Consider the following 25,556-nt stretch of genomic DNA (forward strand, 5'->3'; position numbering starts at 1 on the left):
AGGCTATGGAATTCCATAGCCTTTTTATTTTAACTTATTATTGAATAGTTATCGTTTTATTAACCGTATCCATTGTTAGAGTATATGTTCCGGGGGTTCCAATAAAGCTAAAGTTATTGTCACCATCTCCAGCGTTTTCAAAATTAGCATCAATTGTATACCCTTCGTTTTCGTAATAAGGGTAATTTCTACCAGAGGTCCAGTCGCCATTTGTTGTGAAGAATCTAAAGGCATCATTAGCAAGAGTTATTTCAGCGGAATAAACACCTCCTCCAATACAAGGGAGCTCAACAGGTGTATCCCAAACCCAACCGGCATCTGGAACGCCAGCTCCTACCAACCATAATTGGTCGAATTCACAGTTTACTTGAGCTGCCCCTAGAGTTATCGTTTTATTTATTGTATCAATAGTTAAAAAGTACTCTCCTGTTGTTCCTACGAAAGCAAAATTACTATCGCCATCGTTGGCATTAACTAAATTACTGTCTATTGTGTATCCATTGTCTGAATAGTAAGGATAATTAAAACTATCTGGTCCCCAGTCTTGTTGAGCAAAGAATCTAAAATTATTATCTATTCCAGAATTGTTTTGTAGGGTTACATTTCCTGAATAGACACCATTTCCTGTGCAAGGTAGTTGTACGGGAGAATCCCAGACCCAACCAGCGTCTGGTACACCAGCGCCTACTATCCAAAGTTGGTCATATTCACAGTTAGGTCCTGAAACGGGCGGGCCTAACGTTATCGTTTTATTTTCAGTATCAATTTCAAGAAAATATTCACCTGCAGTACCAATAAATTGAAAATTATTATCATTATCGTTAGCGTTAACCAGATTCTCATCTATGGTATAACCTCTAGTTTGATAGTATGTGTAATTAAAACTATCTGGCCCCCAATCTTGCTGAGCAAAAAATCTAAAGTTACCTCCATTGTCTGGTGATAAATTAACGTTTCCAGAATAAGTTGTGCCTTGTAAGGCAAACTCTATAGGAGAGTCCCAAACCCAACCAGCATCTGGCATACCTGCTCCAACACCATATAATGTAGGAGGTAATGCTGTTTCGTAAGGGGTTACTGTAATGGTTATAAATTCGGATATACGTTCTAGAGTTCCAGAAGCTGTTTCTAGTGCTGCACGAACTCTTATATCCATACTTCCTGCTTCATCAACAGTTAATCCTAAATTTAAAGCCGAGGCATTTAATTGACCATGGGTTAATTCTAAACTTCTATCTCCAGTATTACCTAAGCTCTCTATTGTGGCAAATTCTGTCCCTGCAATAGAAGCTTCTATAAAATAGTTAATGGCTACTGAGGTGTTCTCGGAAAAGTCTGGATCTGTCCACTCAATAGTTGTGGCGACCTCATCTTCAGTAATATCAGATAAAACAATTTCAAAAGTACTATCTGGATTTGTTATTACTGGGTTATTTTCTGGATACGAACTGATAAACATTTTTAATGTTTCTGAAATAGATTCGCCTCCAATGATTCTTAGAAAAACTTCTGTTTCTTCTAAAGCTGAAATATTATACTCTAACAGCATTGCATTAAGTTCTGCTACTGTTAGTGTAAGCGTATTGCTTGAAGATGTTCCTAATGTATATGGTTGGGAAAATTCTTCGTCTAAAGATAGTTCAACAGTATATGATTCTGCACCAGAAATATTATCCTCCCAAACAACTGTTAGGGCATTGTTATTGGGGTTTTCACTATCTAATAATAGTGCAGCGTTTTCACTTGGTGATATAATGCTAAAATTTGCTTCTGGTGTAAGGTATGTGAAATCGTCTGATTCATTACAACTAATCACTATAGCTAATAGCGACAAGACAGAAAATATTTTTAATAGATTTTTCATTGTAAATTAGTTTTGTGTTAGAGAGTAAGTGTATTCTCTAGGATTAGATAGGTCTAATACTACGTGGTAATTACCAGCAGGGCCATCAAAAGTTAAATCGCCTCCATTTTGTAAGAAACCATCACTATCAACGGTTCCTAAGTCAAAATCGCCCCATTCATTGTTACCTCTAAATTTAAAGGCTCCAGGAGTTAAATCTATATCTGCTTCTAAAGTACGATTATCGCTATTGTAAACTAAATCGGTATCTGAATCCCATCCTGTAGGAGTTGCCTCGCCGATAATACCCCAGCTAACAGGAGTTGTTGAATAGATTAAAGTGCCAGTATTTGCCTCAACAAGATAATAGCCTGCTGTGTCTGCAATACAGTCTGTTTCATCGTTTTCGAGTAGTATACCTTCAAAATTTCCATTATCTCCCCAATCGGTGTTCCCCCATTCAAATTCACCAAGAACATTTGGTGCTAAAAATTTGTATGCGCCATCAAGCCAAACGTATCCTAGGTAATCTGTTTCACCAAATGCTGAAGATGCTAATAAAGGTGCTGTAGCTGGATCCCAATCTTGATGGTTTCCTGGAACGGCTAGTTTAGGAAGGTCTGTTGTAAATGGTGTTACCATAATAGTTTTAGAACTTGAATACAATATGTTGGCCTCTTCTGAACCGATAGATGATTTTACTCTAACATCTAAACTCCCTTCAATAAATGGCGGGATACCACTTTGAACAGCATAGCCGTTAAAAGCAGTGATATTAATAGCTAATACAGTAGAGTTAGTGGAACCAACTACAATTGGAGTTTCAAAATTTGTTCCAGCAGTTGCCATTTCTACAGTGTAATTAATTTGGGTTGGTGTGTTATAGTCTGCATCCTCCCATGTAATAGTAATGGCTGTGTTGGTTTGGTTTTCGTAAGGATTAAGTTGATAACTTTGTCCTTCTTCTGGTGTTATTATATCTCCAAATGTGCCTTTTGTAGCTTGAAATTCGCTACTTAAGTCATCATCGCTACATGATGCGAAGAACAGCACAGTTAAGATTAAACAAAGGTTTTTTATTTGTTTCATTGTAATAATTTTTTAGTATCCAGGGTTTTGCTCTAGATTAGAATTTGTAGCTAAAGTGTTACTTGGAATAGGAAATAGGTTTCTATATGAATCTACAGCAATACCATTAGGTTGATTGCCTTTCCAAGGCCATAAATAGTTGCCTGTAGTAAAATAGTTATAGCGCACTAAATCTGTGCGTCTTTGACATTCCCAGTATAGTTCTCGTGATCTTTCATCTAATATGAAATCAAGTGTTAGGTCTCCAGAGGTTATATTTCCAGTGGTTCCCCCATAAGCACGGGTTCTTAACTCGTTTATTTTTTGTGTAGCAGTACCTACATCGCCATTGCCTCCTCTAAGGGTAGCTTCGGCATAGTTTAGATATATTTCGGCAAGACGAATAAGAGGTAAATCGGTATCGGTTCTTAAATCTTGACCAGTACCAACACCTGGAACACCATTTATGTCTATATTTTTAAATTTAGTAACAGCATAACCATTGCTAAATTGACTAATTTCTTCAATTTCTAATGATTGGCCATCGGAATAGAACATGCCTCTCATATCTTGATCGTCAAATTTTTCAACTAGACTACTTGTTACTCTCATTCCTGCCCAGCCACTGTCAACTCCAAAATCTGAAGGAGTCATAGAGCCGCCTATTTGACCATGGACAAGGAACGTTGTGCCTCCATAGGTTTGCGTTTGTATACCATCAAAATTTAAAGCAAAAATAAATTCTCTTTGAGCGCCGTTAGTGTTATTGTCGGCTAAGAATAGTTCATCGTAAGCAGTTCCGTTATTGTTGCCGTCTGTTGTGTTAATGGTGTATGATGAATTCATAACATCATTAGAGAAAGAAACACAGTCATCGTAACGCGGTGTTCCTGTCCACACTTCAGCATTCAAGTACAATCTTGATAGTAAGGCCCAAGCGGCTACTTCGTCTACACGACCATACTCGTTACTTCCACTAGAGGCTAATTGATCTTGAATATCAAGTAATTCTGATTCTACAAAATTAAAAACTTCTTCTCTTGAATTTTGAGTTGGTAATGTAGTTGCAACTGTTGTTTGAATAGGAACATTACCGTATAAGTCTAGTAGGTTGTAATATGCAAATGCTCTTAAAAATCGTGCTTCTGCAATGTATGTTTGCACGACACCATCGGATAATCCTAAAGCATTTTCTATAAAAGAATTACAGAATGATATTTCTTGCCCTAAACGGTTGTACATGGCATTGGTAAAATCATTACTAGCTGTCCAATACATGCCATGCATATCTGGAACACCAGCATCTCCCCAACCAAGTACAGAATGGTCTGTTGTTAACTCGTTTAAGTAGAATAAAGTTCTGGAAAATTGAGAAAATCCTTCATCAATATCATCTGGGTTTAAATCTGGATTACCAGCAGGTCCTTGTTGACCAGTTACTGCAAATCCAGCATAAAGTTTAGCTAAAGCACTTTTTGCTTCATTGGCATTAGCGTAAACATCTAATTCAGAAAAGATATCTGGATCAATAGGTTCTTGATCTAAATCATCGTGACAAGCAACTAATGTTATAGATGCGAGTAGGATAAAAGTTAATTTATTAAATATATTTTTCATAATTACAATTTTTTAAAAGTCAAGATTAACACCAAATACAAACGATCTTGGTCTTGGATAGAAACTATTGTCTATACCACCATTAATTTCAGGGTCTAATCCATCATAATCTGTAATGGTTGCTACATTTTGTACAGAACCATATAGTTTAACTACCACATCTTTAATGGCTTTGTCTAATGTATAGCCTAAAGTAATATTATCTATTTTAAAGAAAGAAGCATCTTGGATAAAGTAGTTGCTTAATAGGGTGTTGTCTGTTATTTGTTGAAACCCAGAGTTTAAATATTCTGAATGTAGATTAGTTAAGTAGTTATTACTAGCTGGTACAACATTATTTAAATAGGCATTACCAGACGCTACATTATTGTAGGCGTAGTTACCAATACTTGCTCTAGTTTGAACAGATAAATCCCACTTTTTGTAATTTACATTTGTATTAAGCCCCATTAATACATCAGCATAAGGATCTTTGTAAATAAATTTGTCTTCATCGTTAATAACATTATCTCCGTTTCTATCAACAAACGCACCTTCAATAGGATTTCCGTTTTCATCATATACTTGTTGATACACTAAAAAACTATAAGGCGCTTCACCTTCTACATGTGTTTGAATATTATTACCAACACCACCAGAAATTCCTCCAGTATATTGTTGGTCTGGCATTCTAGTTACTTCGTTGTCATTAAACGAGACATTGTAATTTAGAGACCATTCAAAATCTTCTGATCTTACAGGAATAGCTGTTATGTCAAATTCAATACCGCGGTTTTCCATGTCTCCAATATTGGCAGCGATTCTATTTGAGAAGTTAGTAAAAGGATCTACTGTTGATGTTGCTATAAGATCGTTAGTTTTTCTTATATATGCATTAACAGATCCCGAAACACGTCTATCTAAGATAGAATAATCTAATCCTACATTTAATGTTTCACTAATTTCCCATTTTAGGTTATTATTAATAGGGTCTGGTCTATAAGTAGGATAATATTGAGGGTTTCCACTTGTGTCGTAACCAAATTGATATTGTGCTAGAGAATTACTTCCAGTATATCGTGTTAGGAATAAATAATCTCCAAGACCATTAACGTTACCTACAGTTCCGTAACCTACTCTTAATTTTAATTCATTAAATAAATTACTTTCATTCAAGAAATCTTCTTTGTGTATATTCCATGCAATAGCACCAGAGGGGAAAATGCCCCAACGATCGTCTGGATTTAGCTTTGAAGAAGCATCTGCTCTTAATGTTCCAGTAACTAAATATTTACCTTTGTAGTCATAATTTAAACGCCCAAAGTACGATAATAAGACGCTTTTACTTTTATCTATATATTCAAACTGAATATCACTATCTGGGCTATTAATAGCACTAATTTCATCTAAAAGGCTGTAACTATAACCATCATATTCGAAAGATTGATATGAATATCCAGCTGTAACAGTTAAGTTGTGAATGTCTTCATTGAACGATTTGTTATAAGTTAAATATGCATCAAATAATAAATCGGTTCTTTCTTGAGAATAAGAGTTTCTAGAATATTCGCTTCTATCTGTAACACCTTCATCGGTTGTAGGAATAAGGTTGGACGTAATAGTTCTTCCATTACTGTTAGACTTGTCAATACCTACATTAACTGTAGCGGTTAAATCTGGGAAGAAGTGTAATTTATAATCAACTTTTGCATTTGCTAAAATACGTCTTACCTCAGATGTGTCATCATTAAGATTAAGTAAAGCAACAGGGTTAGTAGGTGCTAAACCAATATGTGTGCCAGTGTCGTCTGTCCAATCAAAATAGCCACCATATTGTGAGTTAGCGTCGTATACGGGTTGTGTTGGGTCGTAAACATTGGCAGAGCCAATAGCACCACGGTTAGCAAAAAAGTTTTCGGTGTATTGTCCTTTAGCATTTAAATCTAACTTTAAATGGTCGTCCATAAAAGAAGGTGTTACACTTAAAGCAGCGGTAGTTCTTTTAAAATTATCACGTTTTAAAATCCCATCATGATCCGAATACCCTAAAGAAGCTCTCATAGGAACCCCTAAAACACTACCTAAAGCTGTAAAAGAGTGGTCTTGCCCAAAAGAGTTTCTGTAAATTTCATCTTGCCAATCTGTGTCGTAATTACCTAAAAGTGCTACTGTATCAGAATCGCCTTGAGGATGTGTATTTACAATTTGTCTAAATTCATTAGCAGATAAAACATCTACACGATCTCTTGAAGTGTGGTGTGTGGTTGATGAACTTATATTAAATTTAAATTCACCATCCTTACCCTTTTTTGTGGTTATGATAATAACACCGTTTCCACCTCTAGCCCCATAAATAGCTGTTGCAGAAGCGTCCTTTAAAACCACCATGCTTTCTATATCATTAGGGTTAACAAGGTTTAGTGGGTTTCTTGAGCCTCCAACAGAATCGTTGTTTAAAGGAATACCATCAATAACTATTAAAGGATTACTACTTAAAGAAAGTGAACCAGTACCTCTAATTCTAATATCTTGACCATCACCAGGTGCGCCACTTCCAGAAGTTATAGAAACACCGGCAACTTTTCCTGTAATAAGTTGTTGAGCGGAGACAATAGGTCCTTTGTTAAAGTCTTTATCAGTAATTAAATCTGCTGTACCTGTTAAATCCTCTTTTTTTACACCACCATAACCAATTAAAACGACTTCGTCTAATTGAGCCGCATCTTCAGATAAGCTTATATTGATTGTAGCTTGTCCGTTGTATACTATTTCTTGGGTAATGTAACCAAGATACGAGAATACAATAGTGTCTCCAGTATTAGCTTTAATTTGATAATTACCATCAAAATCTGTAGCCGTTCCTGTTGAAGTCCCTTTGATGATCACATTAACACCAGGAAGTGGTAATGACGATTCATCAATTACTGTTCCCGAAACTTGATTTTGCGCCAACAGAAATGATGGTACAAGCAAGAACAAAAACAATAAGCTATTTAAAGTTGTTTTCATACAAAATAATTTGAATTAGTCTTTTGTTTATTAGTTATATTTTTACTTCTCGACGTTAAATCTATGTAAAAATAACCTAAAAAAAGTCAGTGTTTTTGCGATATCTACAACGAAAACGTTTTCGTGTTAACAACTTTTTAAGGTTTCTGTATTTTGCGTGATAGAATTGTTAGAATGCCTTATCTTTAGACTTTCTTTAAAATATACAAAAAAAATACATATGAAGCGGAAAGTAACGCTTAAACAAATAGCAAAAGAGTTAGATGTTTCAATATCAACGGTGTCCAAGGCTTTGAGAAATAGTAAGGAGATAAGTGAAGATACCAGAGAAAAAGTACAGGCTTTTGCTAAATTATATAATTACAAGCCTAACAACATTGCCCTAAGTTTAAAAAACAAAAAAACGAAAACAATAGGTATTATCATTCCCGAAATTGTACACCATTTTTTCTCGAAAGTCATTAGAGGGATCGAGCTTATAGCGAATAAGCGTGGTTATAACGTTATTGTTGGGCTTTCTAACGAGTCGTTTAATAAGGAAGTGATTAATATGGAAATGTTAGCCAATGGAAGTATAGATGGGTTTATTTTATCTATCTCAAAAGAAACCCTATTGCAGCAAGATTATCATCATTTTAACGAAACCATAAATCAAGGTATGCCTATAGTTATGTTTGATCGTGTCGTTAACGATGTAAGATGTGATAAGGTGATAGTAGATGATTTAAAAGGCTCTAAAAAGGCAGTAAACAAACTAATAGAAAATGGCTGTAAGAACATCGCTATAATTACAACAAAAGATTACGTTAGCGTAGGGAAGTTGCGTACACAGGGGTATCTTGAAGCTTTAGAGGATCATAAGATTCAGCCTAAGTCTGAATTGATTTTAAAGATTGTAGAAGAATTGGATGCCGAAGATCATTTAGAAGATTTAGAAGCCGAGATAGAATGTCTTATCAAAAGCAATCCAGAAATAGATGGCGTTTTTGCTGTTAATGAGCTGTATGCGCTTACCGCTATGAAAGTGGCAAAAAAACTAAACAGAAAAATACCTAACGATATTCAGGTTATTGGTTTTACAGATGGTGTGTTGTCTAAACACGCTACGCCAAGTTTAACAACCGTAAGTCAGCATGCGCAGCAAATGGGCGAAAAAGCAGCAGAATTGTTGATAGATAATCTAGAACATGAAGAAGAGGAGGAACACTATAAAACGGTTGTTATAGAAACAGAATTAATAGAGCGAGAATCAACAAAATAGGATTTTAACATGGACTAATTAAAATCTTTTATATCTTTACCGCCTGAAATCAAAACTTATATTTTTACTTCTCACCATAAGTTTTGATAAGTTATACCGCTTGTCAAAATAGTATTAATTTAAAATATACTATTAATGAAAAAGCGCGCCTTAAATTTTTGGGAAATTTGGAATATGAGTTTCGGTTTCCTAGGAATTCAATTTGGTTTTGCCTTACAAGGAGGCTTTATGTCTCGAATATTTCAAACACTAGGAGCCGACAAAGATGCTATTCCTTTGCTTTGGATTGCAGCACCTTTAACAGGACTTATTATACAACCCATTATTGGGTATTTAAGCGATAAAACGTGGCACCCAAGATGGGGAAGACGTCGTCCATATTTTTTAATAGGTGCAATTTTAAGCTCCTTGGCCTTGTTTTTTGTACCGCATTCACCAGCATTATGGGTGGCTGCAGGGTTTTTATGGATTCTAGATGCTTCTATAAATGTTTCAATGGAACCTTTTCGTGCTTTAGTAGCCGATAAATTACCTAATTCGCAACGATCGTATGGTTTTGTCGTGCAAACTCTTATTATTGGTATTGGTACTTGGGTAGCCAGTAATTTACCTTGGATGGTATCGCAACTTGGTGTTAGCGATGCGGCACCAAAAGGTGTTGTGCCTATGTCGGTAAAAGTAGCGTTTGGTATTGGAGCCGTAGTGTTTTTAGTAAGTATTTTATATACGGTGTTTACCACGTCGGAATATCCTCCTGAAGATATGGAGGAGTTTGAACGCGAACGAAAAAAGAAAAATCGCTTTATTCCAGATATTTTAGAGAATATTGGAAAAATGCCACTAACAATGAAAAAACTTGGGCTTATTCAGTTTTTTAGTTGGTTTGCGTTTTTTACAATGTGGAGCTTGGCAAATCCAGCGCTAACGGAACACGTTTTTAATACGCCAGCGCCTATAGAAACAGCTTTCGATTTAACAATCCCCTCGCAAGCCGAAGCTTTTGATACAGCAAACACCGCATTTCAAAAATCATCAAATCTAGTTGGTTCTGCAATGGGTGTTTACGGATTGTCTTCTATGGCTTTTGCGTTGCTACTAGCCTTTTATACATCTAAAAAACGCATTAATAGAAAGTTTGTGCATATGGGGTCGCTGTTTTTGGGAGGCCTAGGTTTTATTCTAATGTTTTACGCCACGCCAGAAACGCTAAAATACTGTTTCATATTAGTAGGTATTGCTTGGGGAAGCATCTTGTCTATGCCTTACGCTATGTTGTCAAGTTCAGTAAACCCTAAGAAAATGGGTGTTATTATGGGGATATTCAATATGTTTATTGTAATCCCGCAAATTATTGCTGCTGTTGGCGGCATAAATTATGTGTCTAGTCTTTTAGGGGATGACGCTATTAATGCGATGACAATTGCTGGTATTAGTTTAATTCTAGCAGGACTATGCAATTTGTTAATTGTTAATAAAGATGCTATTTCATATCAACCAGAAAACGAAATAAATTAAAAATGAACACAAAAGGATTCATATTTGACCTCGATGGCGTTATCGTAGATACAGCAAAGTATCATTTTTTGGCGTGGAAAAAATTAGCCAATAGCATTGATGTCGATTTTAATAAAGAACAAAACGAACAGCTTAAAGGCGTAAGTCGTGTTAAGTCGTTAGAGAAAATTTTAGCTTGGGGAAATAAAAGCATTTCAGAAGATGAGTTTATGTCTTTAATGGCCAAGAAAAACGATGATTACTTAAGCTATATAAACAAAATGGGAGAAGACGAAATTCTTCCTGATGTGCCAAAAATATTAAACTATTTAAAAACCAATAATCAAGCAATAGCTTTAGGATCTGCTAGTAAAAATGCTAGAAAAATATTGGAGAAAGTTAACCTTATTTCAAGCTTTCAGGCCATTGTAGATGGTAATGATGTTAGTAAGGCAAAACCAGATCCGGAAGTGTTTTTAATAGGGGCAAAATTATTAAATCAAAAACCTGAAAACTGCGTGGTTTTTGAAGACTCTGTGGCTGGCATTCAAGCCGCGAATATTGCCAATATGATTTCTATTGGTATTGGTGATAAAAATGTGCTTCACGAAGCCGATTACATATTTAAAGATTTTACAGAAATCTCAACAGATTTTATAAAAGAATTAGTAAAAAAATGAATCAAGATTATATAAAACCAGATAATTGGTCCATTATAGAGGAAGGCTTTGAACCAGAAAGAGTCAAGTCTTCAGAAAGTTTATTTAGTATCGGTAATGGTGCTATGGGACAACGTGCCAATTTTGAAGAAACTTATACAGGCGACACCTTTCAAGGTAGTTATATTGCTGGCGTATATTATCCAGATAAAACCCGAGTAGGTTGGTGGAAAAACGGTTATCCAGAGTATTTTGCCAAAGTGCTAAATGCACCAAGTTGGATTGGCATTAACGTGACTGTTAATGGTGAAGCTTTAGATTTACATACGTGTAAACAAGTTGAAGACTTTCGTCGCGAACTTAATATGAAAGAGGGTTGGCTATCTAGAAGCTTTGTGGCTACATTGCCAAACGATGTGCAAGTGAAAGTGGAAGTGCTTCGATTTTTAAGTTTAGAACTAGATGAAGTAGGCGCTATAAAATATGCGGTAACGCCATTAAATGCTGATGCTGAAATTAGTTTTACACCATACATAGATTCTGGTATTACTAACGAAGACACCAATTGGGACGACCAATTTTGGAACACCACAAAGTTAACCTATACATCAAACCAAGCATTCATTGAGGCACATACAATGAAAACCAATTTTCATACCTGTACCTTTATGCAGTCGCAATGTTTTGTAGATGGAAAAATTAGTAAAATTGAACCACAAATAGAGCAAACTGCACAAAAGGTGTCGTTTGAGTATACAGCTGAAATTCAGCAAAATCAAACGTTTACCATTCATAAATTTGGCGGTTATACTGTAGATAGAAATCACGATAAAGACAACTTAGTTTCCGCAGCAAAAAATACTTTAGAAAAAACATTGCAATTAGGGTTTGAAGGCTTGTTGGATACTCAAAAACAAGCTTGGGCTAGTATTTGGGATATGGCCGATATTACTATTGAAGGTGATGTGAAAGCACAACAAGGGATTCGTTTTAATATCTTACAATTAAATCATACATACTTAGGTAAAGACGCCCGATTAAATATTGGGCCAAAAGGATTTACAGGAGAAAAGTATGGCGGAAGCACCTATTGGGATACAGAAGCTTATTGCATCCCATTTTATATGGCAACCAAAGATCAACAAGTTGCTAGAAATCTATTGGAGTATCGTTATCATCACCTAGGAAAGGCCATTGAAAATGCCGAAAAATTAGGATTTACAAATGGAGCGGCTTTATATCCTATGGTAACAATGAATGGTGAAGAATGCCACAACGAATGGGAAATTACTTTCGAGGAAATCCATCGTAATGGCGCTATTGCTTTTGCCATTTTTAATTATTATCGCTTTACGGGCGATTACAGCTATATTCCCGAAAAAGGCTTGGAAGTACTTATTGGGATTGCGCGTTTCTGGCAGCAACGCGCAACGTTTTCAACAGCAAAAAACAAGTATGTTATCTTAGGTGTTACGGGGCCAAACGAATATGAAAATAACGTTAACAATAATTTTTATACCAACTATATCGCCAAATGGTGTGTTGATTATGCCATAGAAAACATAAACAAGGTAAAAGCTGAATACGCTTCAGATTTTACTAGAATTATGGAGAAAACCAATCTGTCTGATGCCGAAATTTCCCAATGGCAACAAGTAGCCGATGCGATGTATTTTCCATATTCAGATGAGCATCAAGTCTATTTACAACAAGACGGCTTTTTAGATAAAGAATTAATCACGGTAGATAAGTTGGATGCAAACCAACGCCCTATTAATCAATACTGGTCTTGGGATCGCATTTTACGTTCACCATACATTAAACAAGCCGACACCTTACAAGGATTCTATTTTTTTGAAGACCATTTTTCTACAGAAGAACTACAAAAGCATTTCGATTTTTATGAGCCTTTTACGGTACACGAAAGCTCATTGTCGCCTTGCGTACACAGTATTCAAGCCGCAAAATTAGGTAGAATGGAACAAGCCTATACCTTCTATTTAAGAACTTCAAGATTAGATTTAGATGATTACAACAAAGAAGTTCACGAAGGCTTGCACATTACATCAATGGCCGGAACGTGGATGAGTATTGTGGAAGGTTTTGGCGGTATGCGCGTTAAAAACGATATGTTGAGTTTCGAACCGCAAATTCCGAAACAATGGCAAGCATTTTCATTTAAAGTCAATTTTAGAAATCAAATTTTAAAGGTGAATGTTTCTCAAAAAGAAACCAATTTTGAGCTTGAAGGAACTACCGATTTAACCATTTTGGTAAATGGAACCCCTATAACCGTTACACGAAATAATTTGGTAAAAGTGTAAAGTGAATAAGCGTCATTTTATACAATGATGCAGAATCTAAAAAAAATGTGGATTATGAAGTATCATATTGGTATTGTATTGGTTTTAATAACGTTGTTAGGTTGTAAAGAATCAAAGGAACAACATCCAATGGAAGGGGAAAAAACCATCCCAGTTTCAAACACTTCTTTAGAGCGTGTAGAACCACCACATTGGTGGGTTGGTTTTAAAAACACCAAGTTACAATTGTTGGTAAATGACAATGGTATTGGTAGCTTTTCTGCACAAGTTGCTTATCCTGGCGTTACGGTAACTAAAGTGCATCAAGCTGATAGTCCCAACTATTTGTTTGTGGATTTAGAGATTGACAACACTACAAAACCTGGGAAGTTTGATGTACTATTTGAAGATGAAAATGGCACAAAAAAAACGCATACCTATGAGTTAAAATCAAGAACAATTGCTGCCGAAGATTATGTTGGTTTTGATAGTAGCGACGCTATTTACCTTATCACACCAGATCGTTTTGCTAATGGTGATCCCTCTAACGATATAAATGAAAATTTACGGGAAACCACCATAAATCGTAACGATGATTACGGTCGTCACGGTGGCGATATTAAAGGTATCACTCAGCATTTAGATTACATTGAAAAGTTAGGATTTACGGCTATTTGGCCAACGCCAATGCTTATTAACGATATGCTGCAATCCTCATATCACGGGTATGCAATGACTGATTTCTATCAAGTCGATCCACGTTTCGGATTGTTGGAAGATTACAAGAATCTATCTCAAAAAATGCGAGACAAGGATATGAAATTGATAATGGATATGGTGGCTAATCACTGTGGGAGCAACCATTGGTGGATGGACGATTTACCATTTAAGAATTGGGTGAATCAGCAACAGGCTTTGGAGTCTGGTGACGCATTAAAAAACTCCAACCATCGCCGAACGGTTAATCAGGATAGCTATGCTTCAAAAAAAGATAAAGCCGAAATGAACGAAGGTTGGTTTGTTCGTGCGATGCCAGATTTAAACCAACGTAATACGTTTATGGCAAACTACATCATTCAAAATAATATTTGGTGGATTGAAACCCTACAATTAGGTGGAATTCGTCAAGATACGTATCCATATCCAGATAAAGACTTTATGAGCGATTGGGCAGGCGCCATTATGACCGAATACCCCAATTTTAATATTGTAGGCGAGGAATGGAGTACCAATCCGTTGTTGGTAGCCTATTGGCAAGAGGGGCATCAAAATAAAGATGGTTACAAGTCCAATTTAAAATCTACAATGGATTTTCCTATGCAGCAAACCATTGTTCAAGCATTAAATGAAGAGGAATCTTGGGGAACTGGTTTAGTGCGTATGTATGATGGTTTAGCTAACGATTTTGGCTACACCAGACCAGAGGATGTTTTGGTATTTCCAGACAATCACGATATGAGCCGTGTTTATACACAATTGGGTGAAAATCTTACCAAAACGCAAATGGCATTGGCCTATATGGCGTGTATGCCACGTACCTTACAAGTGTATTATGGTACAGAAGTGTTGATAAGCGATGCTGAAAAACCTGGAGATCACGGGTTAATTAGAACCGATTTTCCCGGCGGTTGGGAAGGTGATACTGTAAACGGATTTACAGGTGAAGGTTTATCCGATGAGCAAACCGAAATGCAAACGTTTGTAATGAAACTTATGAATTACAGAAAGGATAGCAAAGCTATTCACAAAGGGGAAACCGTTCATTTTGCACCAGAGAATGGTGTTTATGTTTTGTTTAGAACTATGGGAAATGAAACTGTTGTCTGTGTTTTAAATAAAAATGAAGAACCAGTTGAGTTGGATGTAAACCGTTTTTTAGAAATGAATTTAAGAGGGAAAACATTCCACAACATAATATCTGACGAGTCTGTACAATGGAATGATACCCTGAAATTAAATAATAAAGGAGTAACACTATTGACTACAAAATAAAACAACTTGTCATTCCGAACTTGTTTCGGAATCTTAATATAAGTATGAAGCAAATTAAATATATACTATTTTTCTTATTATTTCAAGTAGTAAATGCCCAAGTCACCGTTGTTGTAGAAGACCTTCCGGAGCAAACCCTAAACGATGCTTCCATATTTATTTCAGGAGATTTTGAAGGCTGGTCTGGTGGAAGTGCCGCTTATCAACTTCAAAATACTAATGGACATTATTCGATAACACTTCCCAAGCAAAAAGGAAGCATCAATTTTAAGTTCACTCAAGGCTCTTGGGAAACTGTGGAGAGTGATGAAAAAGGCTCGGCTATAGACAATCATTCTTACACTTTTGAAAACCCCAACGACACACTAAAGCTAAGTATAAAAGGTTGGACACATCTTTTCGATGAGCAACCACAATCCACTGCAGCAAAAAACGTCACGGTAATTTCAACCGAATTTGAAATACCAGAGCTCAATCGAAAACGCCGTGTTTGGATCTATTTGCCACCTAATTACAAAGTGTCCAAAAAATCATTCCCCGTCGTTTATATGCACGATGGTCAAAACCTGTTTGATGCCACAACATCCAATTTTGGGGAATGGGAAATAGACGAAACCTTAAACAAGCTCTTCAAGGAAAAACAAATGGAGCTTATTGTTGTTGGTGTTGATAATGGCAGCGACAAACGTTTGGATGAATACTCGCCTTGGGAACACGAAAAATATGGTGGTGGCGAAGGCGATGCCTATCTAGAATTTATTGTCAATACCTTAAAACCTTACATTGATACGAATTACAATACGCTAACCGATAAAAGCAACACAGGTATTTTTGGGAGCTCAATGGGTGGTTTGATATCGCATTATGCAGCCTTAAAATACCCTCAAGTTTTTGGTAAAGTAGGGGTGTATTCGCCAGCATTTTGGTTTGCGCCTCAAGTGTTCGATTTTACAAAAAACAAAGCCAATGTAGGTAATACAAAAATGTACTTTTTGGCAGGAGGAAAAGAAGGCGAAAAAGCAGGTTATAATGAAATAAGCCAGACCGTTAGCGATATGAACAAGATGGTCGAAACACTCAAAAATAATGGTTTCCCGTCAAAAAGCATCACGTCCAAAGTTGTTCCCGAAGGCAAGCACAACGAAAAGTTGTGGCGCGAAAATTTTGAAGAAGCCATACTGTGGTTGTTCCCAGAAGCTGTTACTGAAAGAAAATTCGTGAGTGCTGAATTTCAAGATGGCGAGTTTTTAAAGATTAAAATGAATGATGGCGAATACAAAATTGAATTTTATACACCTGAAATTGTAGAAACAACTTTTATCCCCAATGGCGAACAATTAAAACCCAATTCGCACGCTGTTGTACTATCTAAAACTGCATCGGATGTTCAATTCAAACAGAACGATTCACTGTTGACGTTTGGTACAGATGATTTTCAAGTTAAAGCGCATAAAAATCCTTTTAAAATAGCGTATTGGTATAAGGGAAAAGAGGTTACTTCAGAGCAATATGGTTATCAAAAAACAGATGGTTTTGAAAGCTTGAATTTCAATTTAAAACCAGATGAAATCTTATACGGTGGCGGAGCCAGAGCTTTGGGGATGAACCGTCGCGGGTATCGTTTGGAGCTCTACAACAAAGCTCATTACGGTTACGAAACGCATAGCGAATTAATGAATTTCACCTTGCCAATTGTCTTATCTTCAAATAAATATCTGCTGCATTTTGATAACGCCCCAATTGGCTTTTTAGATTTGGATAGTCAAGAAGATAATACGCTAACTTACGAAACCATTTCCGGTAGAAAAACCTACCAAGTTGTTGTTGGGGATTCGTGGTATGATATAGTTGATAACTATACTAATCTTACCGGAAAACAACCTATGTTGCCACGTTGGGCTTTAGGTAATTTTTCCAGTCGATTTGGATACCATTCGCAAAAGGAAACTTTGGAAACCATCAAAAAATTTAAGAAAGAAAACATTCCTGTGGATGCCATTATTTTGGACTTATACTGGTTTGGAAAAGAAGTGATGGGAACAATGGGAAATCTAGAATTTGATAGAGATTCGTTCCCAAATCCCAAACAAATGATCAAAACCTTACGTGATCAAGATGTGGAAACCATTCTCATTACCGAGCCTTTTATTTTAACGACCTCCAAGCGTTGGGAGGAAGCAGTTGCCAACAGCGCTTTGGCAAAAGATAGCTTGGGCAATCCGGCAACCTACGATTTTTTCTTTGGCAATACAGGTTTGGTCGATGTGTTTAGTAAATCTGGTTACAATTGGTTTAAACATATTAATAAAAGTCTATTAGATTTCGGCGTAACCGGAATTTGGGGCGATTTGGGTGAGCCCGAAGTCCATCCGTCAAGCTTGGTTCACGAAACAGGAACTGCCAATGAGGTTCACAATATTTATGGGCACGATTGGGCAAAATTAGTACAAGAAGCATTTCACGAAGCTAGACCAAATCAGCGACCATTTATTTTAATGCGTGCTGGTTATTCAGGCTCACAACGCTACGGGATGGTGCCTTGGTCTGGCGACGTCAATAGAACTTGGGGCGGTTTGCAGAGTCAGCCTGAAATTGCCTTGCAAATGGGAATGCAAGGGTTGGCTTATATGCATAGCGATCTCGGTGGTTTTGCAGGAGCTAATCTTGATGATGAATTGTATGTGCGCTGGTTACAGTATGGTATATTTCAACCTATTTTTAGGCCACACGCACAAGAAGAAGTAGCGAGCGAACCTATTTTTAGAAGCGAAAAGGCCAAAGCATTAGCAAAGCAAGCTATTGAATTACGTTACAAATTGCTGCCTTACAATTATCAAATGATGTATGAAAATAATACACAAGGTAAGCCACTAATGCGACCTTTGTTTTTTGAAGAACCAGAAAATCAAGACCTATTGGGGTATTCTAAAACCTATCTTTGGGGATCTGATATTTTGGTAGCGCCAATTCTTGAAGCCGACCCAAAAAGCCAAGAGGTTTATTTTCCAAAGCCATCTAATTGGTTTGACTTTTATTCCGATGAAAGGTTCAAAGGAGGAAGCACTACAACCTACGATTTAAAAGAAGAGAGTATTCCAACCTTTGTGCGTGGCGGAAGCTTTGTTCCTATGGCAAAACCCATACAATCTACAAAGGCATACGATGGTAATATTTTGGAACTTCATTATTATTTTGATGAGACCATAACCGAGAAGTCCAAAAGCCAATTATATAATGACGACGGAATCACAGCCAATGCTTATGAAAAAGGGCTGTATGAAATCTTGCAGTTTGAAGCCGAAATTAAAGGGCGTAACTTAGAAATTGAATTTGAAACGGAGTTAGGTGCAAACTATCAACCAACAACAAAGCAAATTGAGCTTATCGTTCACAATATTCAAAAGCAACCAAAACGTATAAAAGTTGATGGAAAACGTCAAAAAACACGCTACAATTCAAGTAAAAAAACAACACATATTCCAACCACTTGGAATACTAAAAATAACAAAACAATTACACTAAAACTAAACCTATAGACAATGAGAAAATTAATAGCTCTTTTGGTAACTATTACCGTTTTTACATCTTGTAAAGATGAGAAAAAAACAGAAAATGAAAGTCCTGTTGTAGAAAAGCAGGAAGAAACAATTCCCGATTTTAATGCCAATGTAGAAGAACGCGCAGTGATTTATGAAGCCAATATTCGTCAGTATTCACCAGAAGGTACTTTTGATGCTTTCACCAAAGATATTCCTGTATTAAAGGACTTGGGCGTAAAAGTAATTTGGGTAATGCCAATTAATAGAATTTCTGAAGTAAAACGTAAAGCTACAGATGGACAGTTCACAAGCAATATCGAGGACGAAGAGGAACGTAAGAAATATCTGGGAAGTTATTATTCGGTATCCGATTATCGTTCTATAAATCCAGAATTTGGAACTTTAGAAGACTTTCAAGAGTTGGTTGATACAGCTCACGAAAATGGTATTTACGTAATTGTCGATTGGGTGCCAAACCACACAGGTTGGGATCACCCTTGGATTACAGAACACCCTGAATATTTTACACAAAATGAAGCAGGTGAAATCATCGATCCCATCAATCCAGATACTGGAGAATCTTGGGGTTGGACAGATGTTGCCGATTTAAATTACGATAACCAAGATATGCGTAATGCTATGATTGCCGATATGAAATATTGGGTGGAAGACGTCAATATTGATGGCTATAGAATGGACGTGGCACATAAAGTTCCAGTTGATTTCTTTAAACGTGCTATAGATACGTTAAAAGCTGTAAAACCTGTATTTATGTTGGCAGAAGCAGAGCAACCAGATTTATTGCAAAACGGATTTGATATGCATTATGGTTGGGAAGCTCATCACATTTTTAACGATATAGCCAAAGGCCATAAAACCGTAAAAGCATTGGATGAGTATATGGTGAAAATTGATTCGACTTTACAAGCCGATGATATCAATATGTACTTTGTTACCAATCACGACGAAAACTCTTGGGCTGGAACTTTAAAAGAACGTATGCCAGAAAACAAGGAGATTTTTACTGCATTGAGTTATACAATTCCAGGAATGCCTTTGATTTATTCAGGACAAGAATACGATATGGAACATCGTTTAAAGTTCTTCGAGAAAGATTCTATTCCAAAAACAAAAGGCGCTTATTTTGAATTGCTTAAAAAGCTAGGTGAGTTAAAGAATACCAACAAAGCCTTAAATGGTGGAAAAGCAGCAGCAGCTTACCAAAGATTGAATGCTGAAAATGAAAAAGTTTTGGTTTTTAAACGTGAAAAAGCAGGAGATGAAATCATCTTTGTGGGTAATTTCACAGCAGAATCACAATCTGTTACCCCGGAAGTTTCAGGAGATTTCACCGATTACTTATCCAATCAAACGGTAAAACTAGAAGGCAATGAAATAACATTACAACCTTGGGAATATAAAATTTTAGTAAAGTAAAATAATGAAACATACAGTCGTTATACTTATTACTGCAATTATATTATCAAGTTGTAGTGAGCCAAAACAAAAGCGCTATCAGACTAGTTCACCTAATGGGAATATTGAGGTCGATTTTAATGTGAACGACCTAGGTGAGCCATTCTATTTGGTTGCATTCAACAACAAAACTATTGTAGATACATCGTATTTAGGATTTGATTTTGTGGATGCGAAATCTTTAAAAGATAACTTCAAGATCATCAATTCAATTGCATCAACTTTTAATGAAACTTGGCAAATGCCATGGGGCGAACAAGAAGATGTGGTGAACCATTACAACGAATTGAGAGTTGAATTAGAGGAAACTTCAGAATTAAATAGAAAAGTAAATCTTGTTTTTAAAGTGTATAACGACGGTATTGGTTTTAGATACGAATTTCCAGAGCAGCCAAACTTTAAAGAAGCTTTAATTACCGAAGAGCAAACCGAATTTAATCTAACAGAAGATTACAAAACCTTTTGGATTCCTGGAGATTGGGAGATTTACGAACATTTATATAGTACGACCAAACTATCAGAAATTGATGCGATAAGCAAACGTAACCATCCTAATTTGGCACAAACTCATATACCAAATAATGCGGTAAATACACCAGTAACAATGGTTGGTAAAGATGGTACGCATTTAAGTTTTCACGAAGCAGCACTGGTAGATTATTCAGGGATGACTTTAGAGGTTGATACTGAAAATTTAAACTTAAAAAGTGTGTTAGTAGGTAGCGATAATACCAATTACAAAGTAAAACGTAGTTTACCGTTCAACACACCTTGGAGAACGCTTCAAATTAGCGATAGTGCTCCAGATTTAATCGAGTCAAAACTGATTGTAAACCTAAACGAACCGAATAAGTTAGGCGATGTCTCTTGGTTTAAACCTATGAAGTATGCAGGTATTTGGTGGGAATTACATCTAGGAAAGAGTACGTGGGATTATGCCTCAGGGAAACACGGAGCAACAACAGAAAACGCAAAAAAATATATAGATTTTTCAGCAAAAAATAATATTGGAGGTGTTTTGGTAGAAGGCTGGAATACTGGCTGGGCTGAAGAAGAAGGTGGTTTCGATTTTATAACCCCTTATCCAGATTATGATATAGAAGAAGTTGTAGACTATGGAAAAGAAAAAGGAGTTGAGATTGTGATGCACCACGAAACTTATGGCGGTGTAGACACTTATATTAAATATCAGGATTCTGCTTATGCTTTAATGAATCATTTGGGCATACATTCAGTAAAGTCTGGTTATGTTTTTACACTGTCTCCAAAAGGCGAATATCACCATGGGCAGTTTATGGTGAATCATCATAACAATTCGGTAATTAAAGCGGCAGAAAATCAAATAGCTGTTAATGCGCACGAACCTATAAAAGCTACTGGTTTACGTAGAACGTATCCTAATACCATTGCTCGGGAAGGGTTGCGAGGTCAGGAGTTTAACGCATGGGCTTCAGATGGTGGCAATCCACCAGAGCACCTGCCAATTGTCGCTTTCACACGTATGTTGGCTGGCCCTATAGATTATACACCTGGTATTTTCAATATAAAATTTGATGAATACAAGCCCGATAATCAAGTGAATACTACGTTGGCTCAGCAATTGGCATTGTATGTGGTTATTTACAGCCCCATACAAATGGCTGCCGATTTGATTGAACATTACGAAGCCAATCCAAAGGCGCTTCAGTTTATAAAAGATGTTGGTGTGGATTGGCAACAAACTAAAGTTTTGAATGGCGAAGTAGGTGATTTTGTAACCATCGCCAGAAAAGAACGAAAAACAGGTAATTGGTTTGTTGGTGGAATAACCGATGAAAATGCACGAACTGTTACCGTCGATTTTAGTTTTTTAGACGATAATGAAACCTATCAAGCTACTATTTACAAAGATGGAAAGAATGCCCATTGGAATGACAACCCGTTGGATTTGGACGTTGAAACTATTAATATTACAAAAGACTCTAAGCTTAGCATAAAACTTGCAGAAGGTGGTGGATTTGCAATTAGCCTAATGAAATAATAAAAAGCTCCGAAAGGGGCTTTTTATCGTTTTAATGTAAAATGTCCTTTATGTGTTGTGCCGTCTTCTCGTTTTACTAAAAACCAATAATCATTAGTGGGCATATTATTCCCATTATAGGTGCCGTCCCAACCTATGCTATTTCCATTGAAGGAGGAAAGTATTTTACCATACCTATCAAAAACAACAACTTCAAGATTAGGTTCTGTTTGAGACTCGTTTATTTGCCAATAATCATTATAGCCATCATTATTAGGGGTGAAAAAATGTGGATGATTAAGAAGAGATATGTCTTCCGAAATAATACCGCAGTTGTTTAAATCTTTTACAAATACAGTATAAACCCCAGGTTCTAAACCAGTAAAGATATTTTCTTCTTGATAGTTGATGTTATCTATTGAATATACGTAATCGCCATTACCTGATACAGTTATAGTAAAGGCGTTGTTGTTCGAAGTCCAATCAGAGATGTCAATATTTTCAAAAGTAGCGATACTTGATGACGTTACTGTAAATGTTTGTGTTGATTCGCAAAAATTGTCTCCATAAAGGGTTTTAACAGAAACTGTATATGTGCCACTTTCGTTAACAGTAATATTTTGAGTTGTTTCTCCTGTAGACCATTCATAAGTATCGTACCCAGAAATGGCATTAAGGGTAATAGTACTACCATCGCAAACAGAGATATTTTCATCTGCATTAAAATCGGGTATTTCACCCACATTAAGTTGAAATGATGTGGTGGCATGGCAAATATTTAATGAGTTATGAATAACTCTTGTGTAGATGGTTTGTGGGTTTGAAATGTTTGTGTAGTTTTCTGGTAAGGGGTTGTCTCCAGAATCGGCATCTGTTTGATTTAAGTGATAGGTAACCGTAAAGTTTTCTGGATTTTGATTGCCTAAAATTTGAGAGTTTTGATTTGTTAAAGCAAAGGTGGGTGAGGTGCTTTCATTTGAACACGTAAACATATTATCGGGAGTATAAATATTTACAACAGGTAAGAGGTCTTCAATGTTTATTACAGCGTTTTCAATGTTCCCACAAGCGTCTTCGACTTCTATTTCGTAGATGCCTGCTGCTAGATTGGAAAAAATATTATTCTCTCCATTATCAAAACTATAAGGCGAAATAATACTAAAATTATAAGGTTCAATCCCGGCAACATCTATCAAAACATCTGAAGGGCCAGTGCCTCCTTCACATCCTAAATTATATATGCCAGAGACAGTTAAGTCTGAGTAGATATCGAAATTAGTGAAAAAGTCTAAACAAAAATCATCTGTATTAACATCATTAAATGATTGAAAAACTTTAATTATTCTAAAGGTTCCTGTTAAAAAAATATTATAGAGTGTTTCTTCATTTTCAATTTCAATTGCTGTGTCTGGATTAGGGATGTCGCCTTCTGTATATAATTCTTCGGTGTATGGATGTCCCCAAGAATCTGTTTCTGGAAAAAATTTCTGAAACCAATAACTTTTATTTGTTACTGAATCGTCAGGATCTAGAACTCCAACATCAAAAGAACCACAGTTTCTATTTAATGTATATGCATTAGGTGTACTGATATATGAATTTATATAAATATTTGGAAAGTACTCAAAGCCACATTCATCAATAATTTCAAAAGCATAATCTCCAGAAGTAAGATTGTTTAAAACAATGGCGCCTTGACCATTAATAAGGTGAGAAATATTGTGAGGTATATTTTCATTATAATTATTAGGTGCCGAAGTAATTGTGATGGATGCTATATTTTCATGTCCACTAGCAATTCTAATAGATCCAGTATTTGTTGAGCAATCAGCTCTATTGATAATAGATAATTCTCTAAATGAAAATTCTGGAACTGTAGTGTCTATAATATGCTCTCCGCCGCATTCGTCAATTAATGTTAAGGAGTAGTTGCCACTAGGAAGGTTGTCCATTGAAAACACTCCATTTTCAATAAAGCTAGAAACATTATCGGGTAACGTATTTGGGTAAGTGTTAGGTGCTGCTGTGAATATAACCGAAACAATATCTCTATCTGGAATGGAAATATTTATTGTGCCATTTACACTACAACCAGAATTAGCGGCATCTACATCAGGTTCGGGAAGTTCTTCTTCTAGTACAATAGAGTATTCGGCGGTATTTCCACAGGCATCCGTTACTAAAACAGAATAATAACCAAAAGGGATAGGGGTATTTGTAATTTGAAAGAAGATTGAAGGCTCAGAGAAAGGTCCTGGATATGTACTATTGTATTCGTTTGCTATAAACTCAGGTGGAGCTTCTATAAAATCGACTGTATAAGGTGGCATGAAGTTATCAATCATTAAGTTAAGATGATACCCACAAAAAGCATCATAAGGCAGTAACTCCACAGTAGGGTTTGGATTAATTTCGTTGCTATTACTAAATTCATCGCCACATGAGTCGGTAATTAAAATATCTACATTAAAAACTTGATCACCATAAAGAGGAATTGTTTGCAATATATCAATATGATGTTCTGCGCCAGAAGTAATGGTTTGCGTTACAGTAAATGTTGGCGATCCGTTAGGCGGAAAAATAGTATAAGTAATATCAAGCGGATAGATTATTGGGTTTTCAGTAGACGAACTTAAGCTATTTGAAAGATTAATTTCTGTGCAAGAACTATGTATACTAGGAATAACACCATCTGATATTTCAATATCATTAGTGTTTAGTATTAGCGTATAAGTTTTTGTAAGGGCATTATCGCAATCATCAAAAACTCTAATAATATAGGTGCCTTCGGGTAAGTTGTTAAACTCATTAGATGTTTGGACATTGGTTGTCACTGGGCCAGAAATAATTTCAAAACTAACAGGGTTTCCTGAGGTAACATTCACAATAAGACTACCAATGGTATCGCAATTATTAACCGTATTTTGTGTAATTTCAAAATCTAATTCTGTTGTTAAATTAGATATAGAAACATCTTGTTGCGCAGAATTTTCATCAGGTTCAAGAGTTTGCGTTGCTATAACGCGATAGTCTCCAGAATTAAGGTTGTTAAAGATGTTGTTAGATGTTTGTGCTATTGGTGTACCAATATCAGGAAAAGCATAAAGTGTATAAACTATTTCTGAGCCACTAGTTGTATTAGAAACACTCATTTGTATAGCGCCATTTCCAGAACAAGTCTCATCAATAGAAGTAACATTTAAGGTAAAGTCAGGCAACTGAGCAAAACTAATAAACACCGAAAAAAGCATAGTAAGTAATGCTAAGTAAAACTTTAACTTTAGTATAGCTATATTAAAAGATGCCTTTAACATATT

Annotated in this window: 13 protein-coding genes; 8 read left to right on the forward strand and 5 right to left on the reverse strand. The window is 36.1% G+C overall.

Features of this window, described 5'->3' with window-relative positions:
- Nucleotides 1-37: 37 nt before the first annotated feature.
- From R3L15_RS01160 to R3L15_RS01175, 4 genes are read right to left on the reverse strand one after another with little or no spacing between them, the layout of a single operon-like run.
- Nucleotides 38-1,864, reverse strand: coding sequence for a SusE domain-containing protein (locus tag R3L15_RS01160; protein WP_338732752.1), 1,827 nt, complete (start codon nucleotides 1,862-1,864; stop codon nucleotides 38-40).
- Between the two features lie 6 nt (nucleotides 1,865-1,870).
- A complete protein-coding gene (locus R3L15_RS01165; protein ID WP_338732753.1) occupies nucleotides 1,871-2,932 on the reverse strand; it encodes a SusE domain-containing protein in 1,062 nt (353 codons plus the stop codon).
- Nucleotides 2,933-2,944: 12 nt separating this feature from the next.
- Nucleotides 2,945-4,528, reverse strand: coding sequence for a RagB/SusD family nutrient uptake outer membrane protein (locus R3L15_RS01170; protein WP_338732755.1), 1,584 nt, complete (start codon nucleotides 4,526-4,528; stop codon nucleotides 2,945-2,947).
- A 12-nt stretch (nucleotides 4,529-4,540) separates the two neighbouring features.
- Nucleotides 4,541-7,516 (reverse strand): TonB-dependent receptor, encoded by a 2,976-nt coding sequence (locus R3L15_RS01175; RefSeq protein WP_338732756.1) that lies wholly within the window; start codon nucleotides 7,514-7,516, stop codon nucleotides 4,541-4,543.
- Nucleotides 7,517-7,736: 220 nt separating this feature from the next.
- On the opposite strand from R3L15_RS01175, the gene R3L15_RS01180 reads away from it, so the two are divergent.
- From R3L15_RS01180 to R3L15_RS01215, 8 genes are all read left to right on the forward strand, one after another.
- On the forward strand, nucleotides 7,737-8,777 hold the full coding sequence (locus tag R3L15_RS01180) for a LacI family DNA-binding transcriptional regulator (protein ID WP_338732757.1): 1,041 nt from the start codon (nucleotides 7,737-7,739) through the stop codon (nucleotides 8,775-8,777).
- A 135-nt stretch (nucleotides 8,778-8,912) separates the two neighbouring features.
- On the forward strand, nucleotides 8,913-10,292 hold the full coding sequence (locus R3L15_RS01185) for an MFS transporter (protein ID WP_338732758.1): 1,380 nt from the start codon (nucleotides 8,913-8,915) through the stop codon (nucleotides 10,290-10,292).
- Between the two features lie 2 nt (nucleotides 10,293-10,294).
- The gene (pgmB, locus tag R3L15_RS01190) at nucleotides 10,295-10,951 is read left to right on the forward strand and encodes a beta-phosphoglucomutase (protein WP_338732759.1); all 657 of its coding nucleotides are present in this window, start codon (nucleotides 10,295-10,297) and stop codon (nucleotides 10,949-10,951) included.
- Nucleotides 10,948-13,254, forward strand: coding sequence for a glycoside hydrolase family 65 protein (locus R3L15_RS01195; protein ID WP_338732760.1), 2,307 nt, complete (start codon nucleotides 10,948-10,950; stop codon nucleotides 13,252-13,254). Before pgmB ends, R3L15_RS01195 begins: the two co-directional genes overlap by 4 nt.
- 54 nt (nucleotides 13,255-13,308) lie before the next feature.
- Complete coding sequence (locus R3L15_RS01200) at nucleotides 13,309-15,225, forward strand: glycoside hydrolase family 13 protein (RefSeq protein WP_338732761.1); 1,917 nt, start codon at nucleotides 13,309-13,311, stop codon at nucleotides 15,223-15,225.
- A gap of 44 nt (nucleotides 15,226-15,269) precedes the next feature.
- The gene (locus R3L15_RS01205) at nucleotides 15,270-18,761 is read left to right on the forward strand and encodes a TIM-barrel domain-containing protein (protein ID WP_338732762.1); all 3,492 of its coding nucleotides are present in this window, start codon (nucleotides 15,270-15,272) and stop codon (nucleotides 18,759-18,761) included.
- A 3-nt stretch (nucleotides 18,762-18,764) separates the two neighbouring features.
- Nucleotides 18,765-20,201: an alpha-amylase family glycosyl hydrolase gene (locus tag R3L15_RS01210; RefSeq protein WP_338732763.1), complete on the forward strand. Its 1,437-nt coding sequence runs from the start codon at nucleotides 18,765-18,767 to the stop codon at nucleotides 20,199-20,201.
- Between the two features lie 4 nt (nucleotides 20,202-20,205).
- A complete protein-coding gene (locus tag R3L15_RS01215; RefSeq protein ID WP_338732764.1) occupies nucleotides 20,206-22,260 on the forward strand; it encodes a glycoside hydrolase family 97 protein in 2,055 nt (684 codons plus the stop codon).
- 23 nt (nucleotides 22,261-22,283) lie between these two features.
- Here the strand turns inward: R3L15_RS01215 and R3L15_RS01220 are convergent, their stop codons facing one another.
- On the reverse strand, nucleotides 22,284-25,553 hold the full coding sequence (locus tag R3L15_RS01220; RefSeq protein WP_338732766.1) for a T9SS type B sorting domain-containing protein: 3,270 nt from the start codon (nucleotides 25,551-25,553) through the stop codon (nucleotides 22,284-22,286).
- Nucleotides 25,554-25,556: the final 3 nt, after the last annotated feature.

The sequence above is a fragment of the Mangrovimonas cancribranchiae genome, assembly GCF_037126245.1.
GTDB classification, from domain to species: Bacteria; Bacteroidota; Bacteroidia; order Flavobacteriales; family Flavobacteriaceae; genus Mangrovimonas; species Mangrovimonas cancribranchiae.

Bases quoted from the DNA above. Each gene is read 5' to 3' on its own strand.
- R3L15_RS01165 (WP_338732753.1), bottom strand. From the start codon at position 2,932: ATGAAACAAATAAAAAACCTTTGTTTAATCTTAACTGTGCTGTTCTTC.
- R3L15_RS01220 (WP_338732766.1), bottom strand. From the start codon at position 25,553: ATGTTAAAGGCATCTTTTAATATAGCTATACTAAAGTTAAAGTTTTAC.
- R3L15_RS01215 (WP_338732764.1), top strand. From the start codon at position 20,206: ATGAAACATACAGTCGTTATACTTATTACTGCAATTATATTATCAAGT.
- R3L15_RS01180 (WP_338732757.1), top strand. From the start codon at position 7,737: ATGAAGCGGAAAGTAACGCTTAAACAAATAGCAAAAGAGTTAGATGTT.
- R3L15_RS01210 (WP_338732763.1), top strand. From the start codon at position 18,765: ATGAGAAAATTAATAGCTCTTTTGGTAACTATTACCGTTTTTACATCT.
- R3L15_RS01200 (WP_338732761.1), top strand. From the start codon at position 13,309: ATGAAGTATCATATTGGTATTGTATTGGTTTTAATAACGTTGTTAGGT.
- R3L15_RS01160 (WP_338732752.1), bottom strand. From the start codon at position 1,864: ATGAAAAATCTATTAAAAATATTTTCTGTCTTGTCGCTATTAGCTATA.
- R3L15_RS01205 (WP_338732762.1), top strand. From the start codon at position 15,270: ATGAAGCAAATTAAATATATACTATTTTTCTTATTATTTCAAGTAGTA.
- R3L15_RS01185 (WP_338732758.1), top strand. From the start codon at position 8,913: ATGAAAAAGCGCGCCTTAAATTTTTGGGAAATTTGGAATATGAGTTTC.
- R3L15_RS01195 (WP_338732760.1), top strand. From the start codon at position 10,948: ATGAATCAAGATTATATAAAACCAGATAATTGGTCCATTATAGAGGAA.
- pgmB (WP_338732759.1), top strand. From the start codon at position 10,295: ATGAACACAAAAGGATTCATATTTGACCTCGATGGCGTTATCGTAGAT.
- R3L15_RS01170 (WP_338732755.1), bottom strand. From the start codon at position 4,528: ATGAAAAATATATTTAATAAATTAACTTTTATCCTACTCGCATCTATA.
- R3L15_RS01175 (WP_338732756.1), bottom strand. From the start codon at position 7,516: ATGAAAACAACTTTAAATAGCTTATTGTTTTTGTTCTTGCTTGTACCA.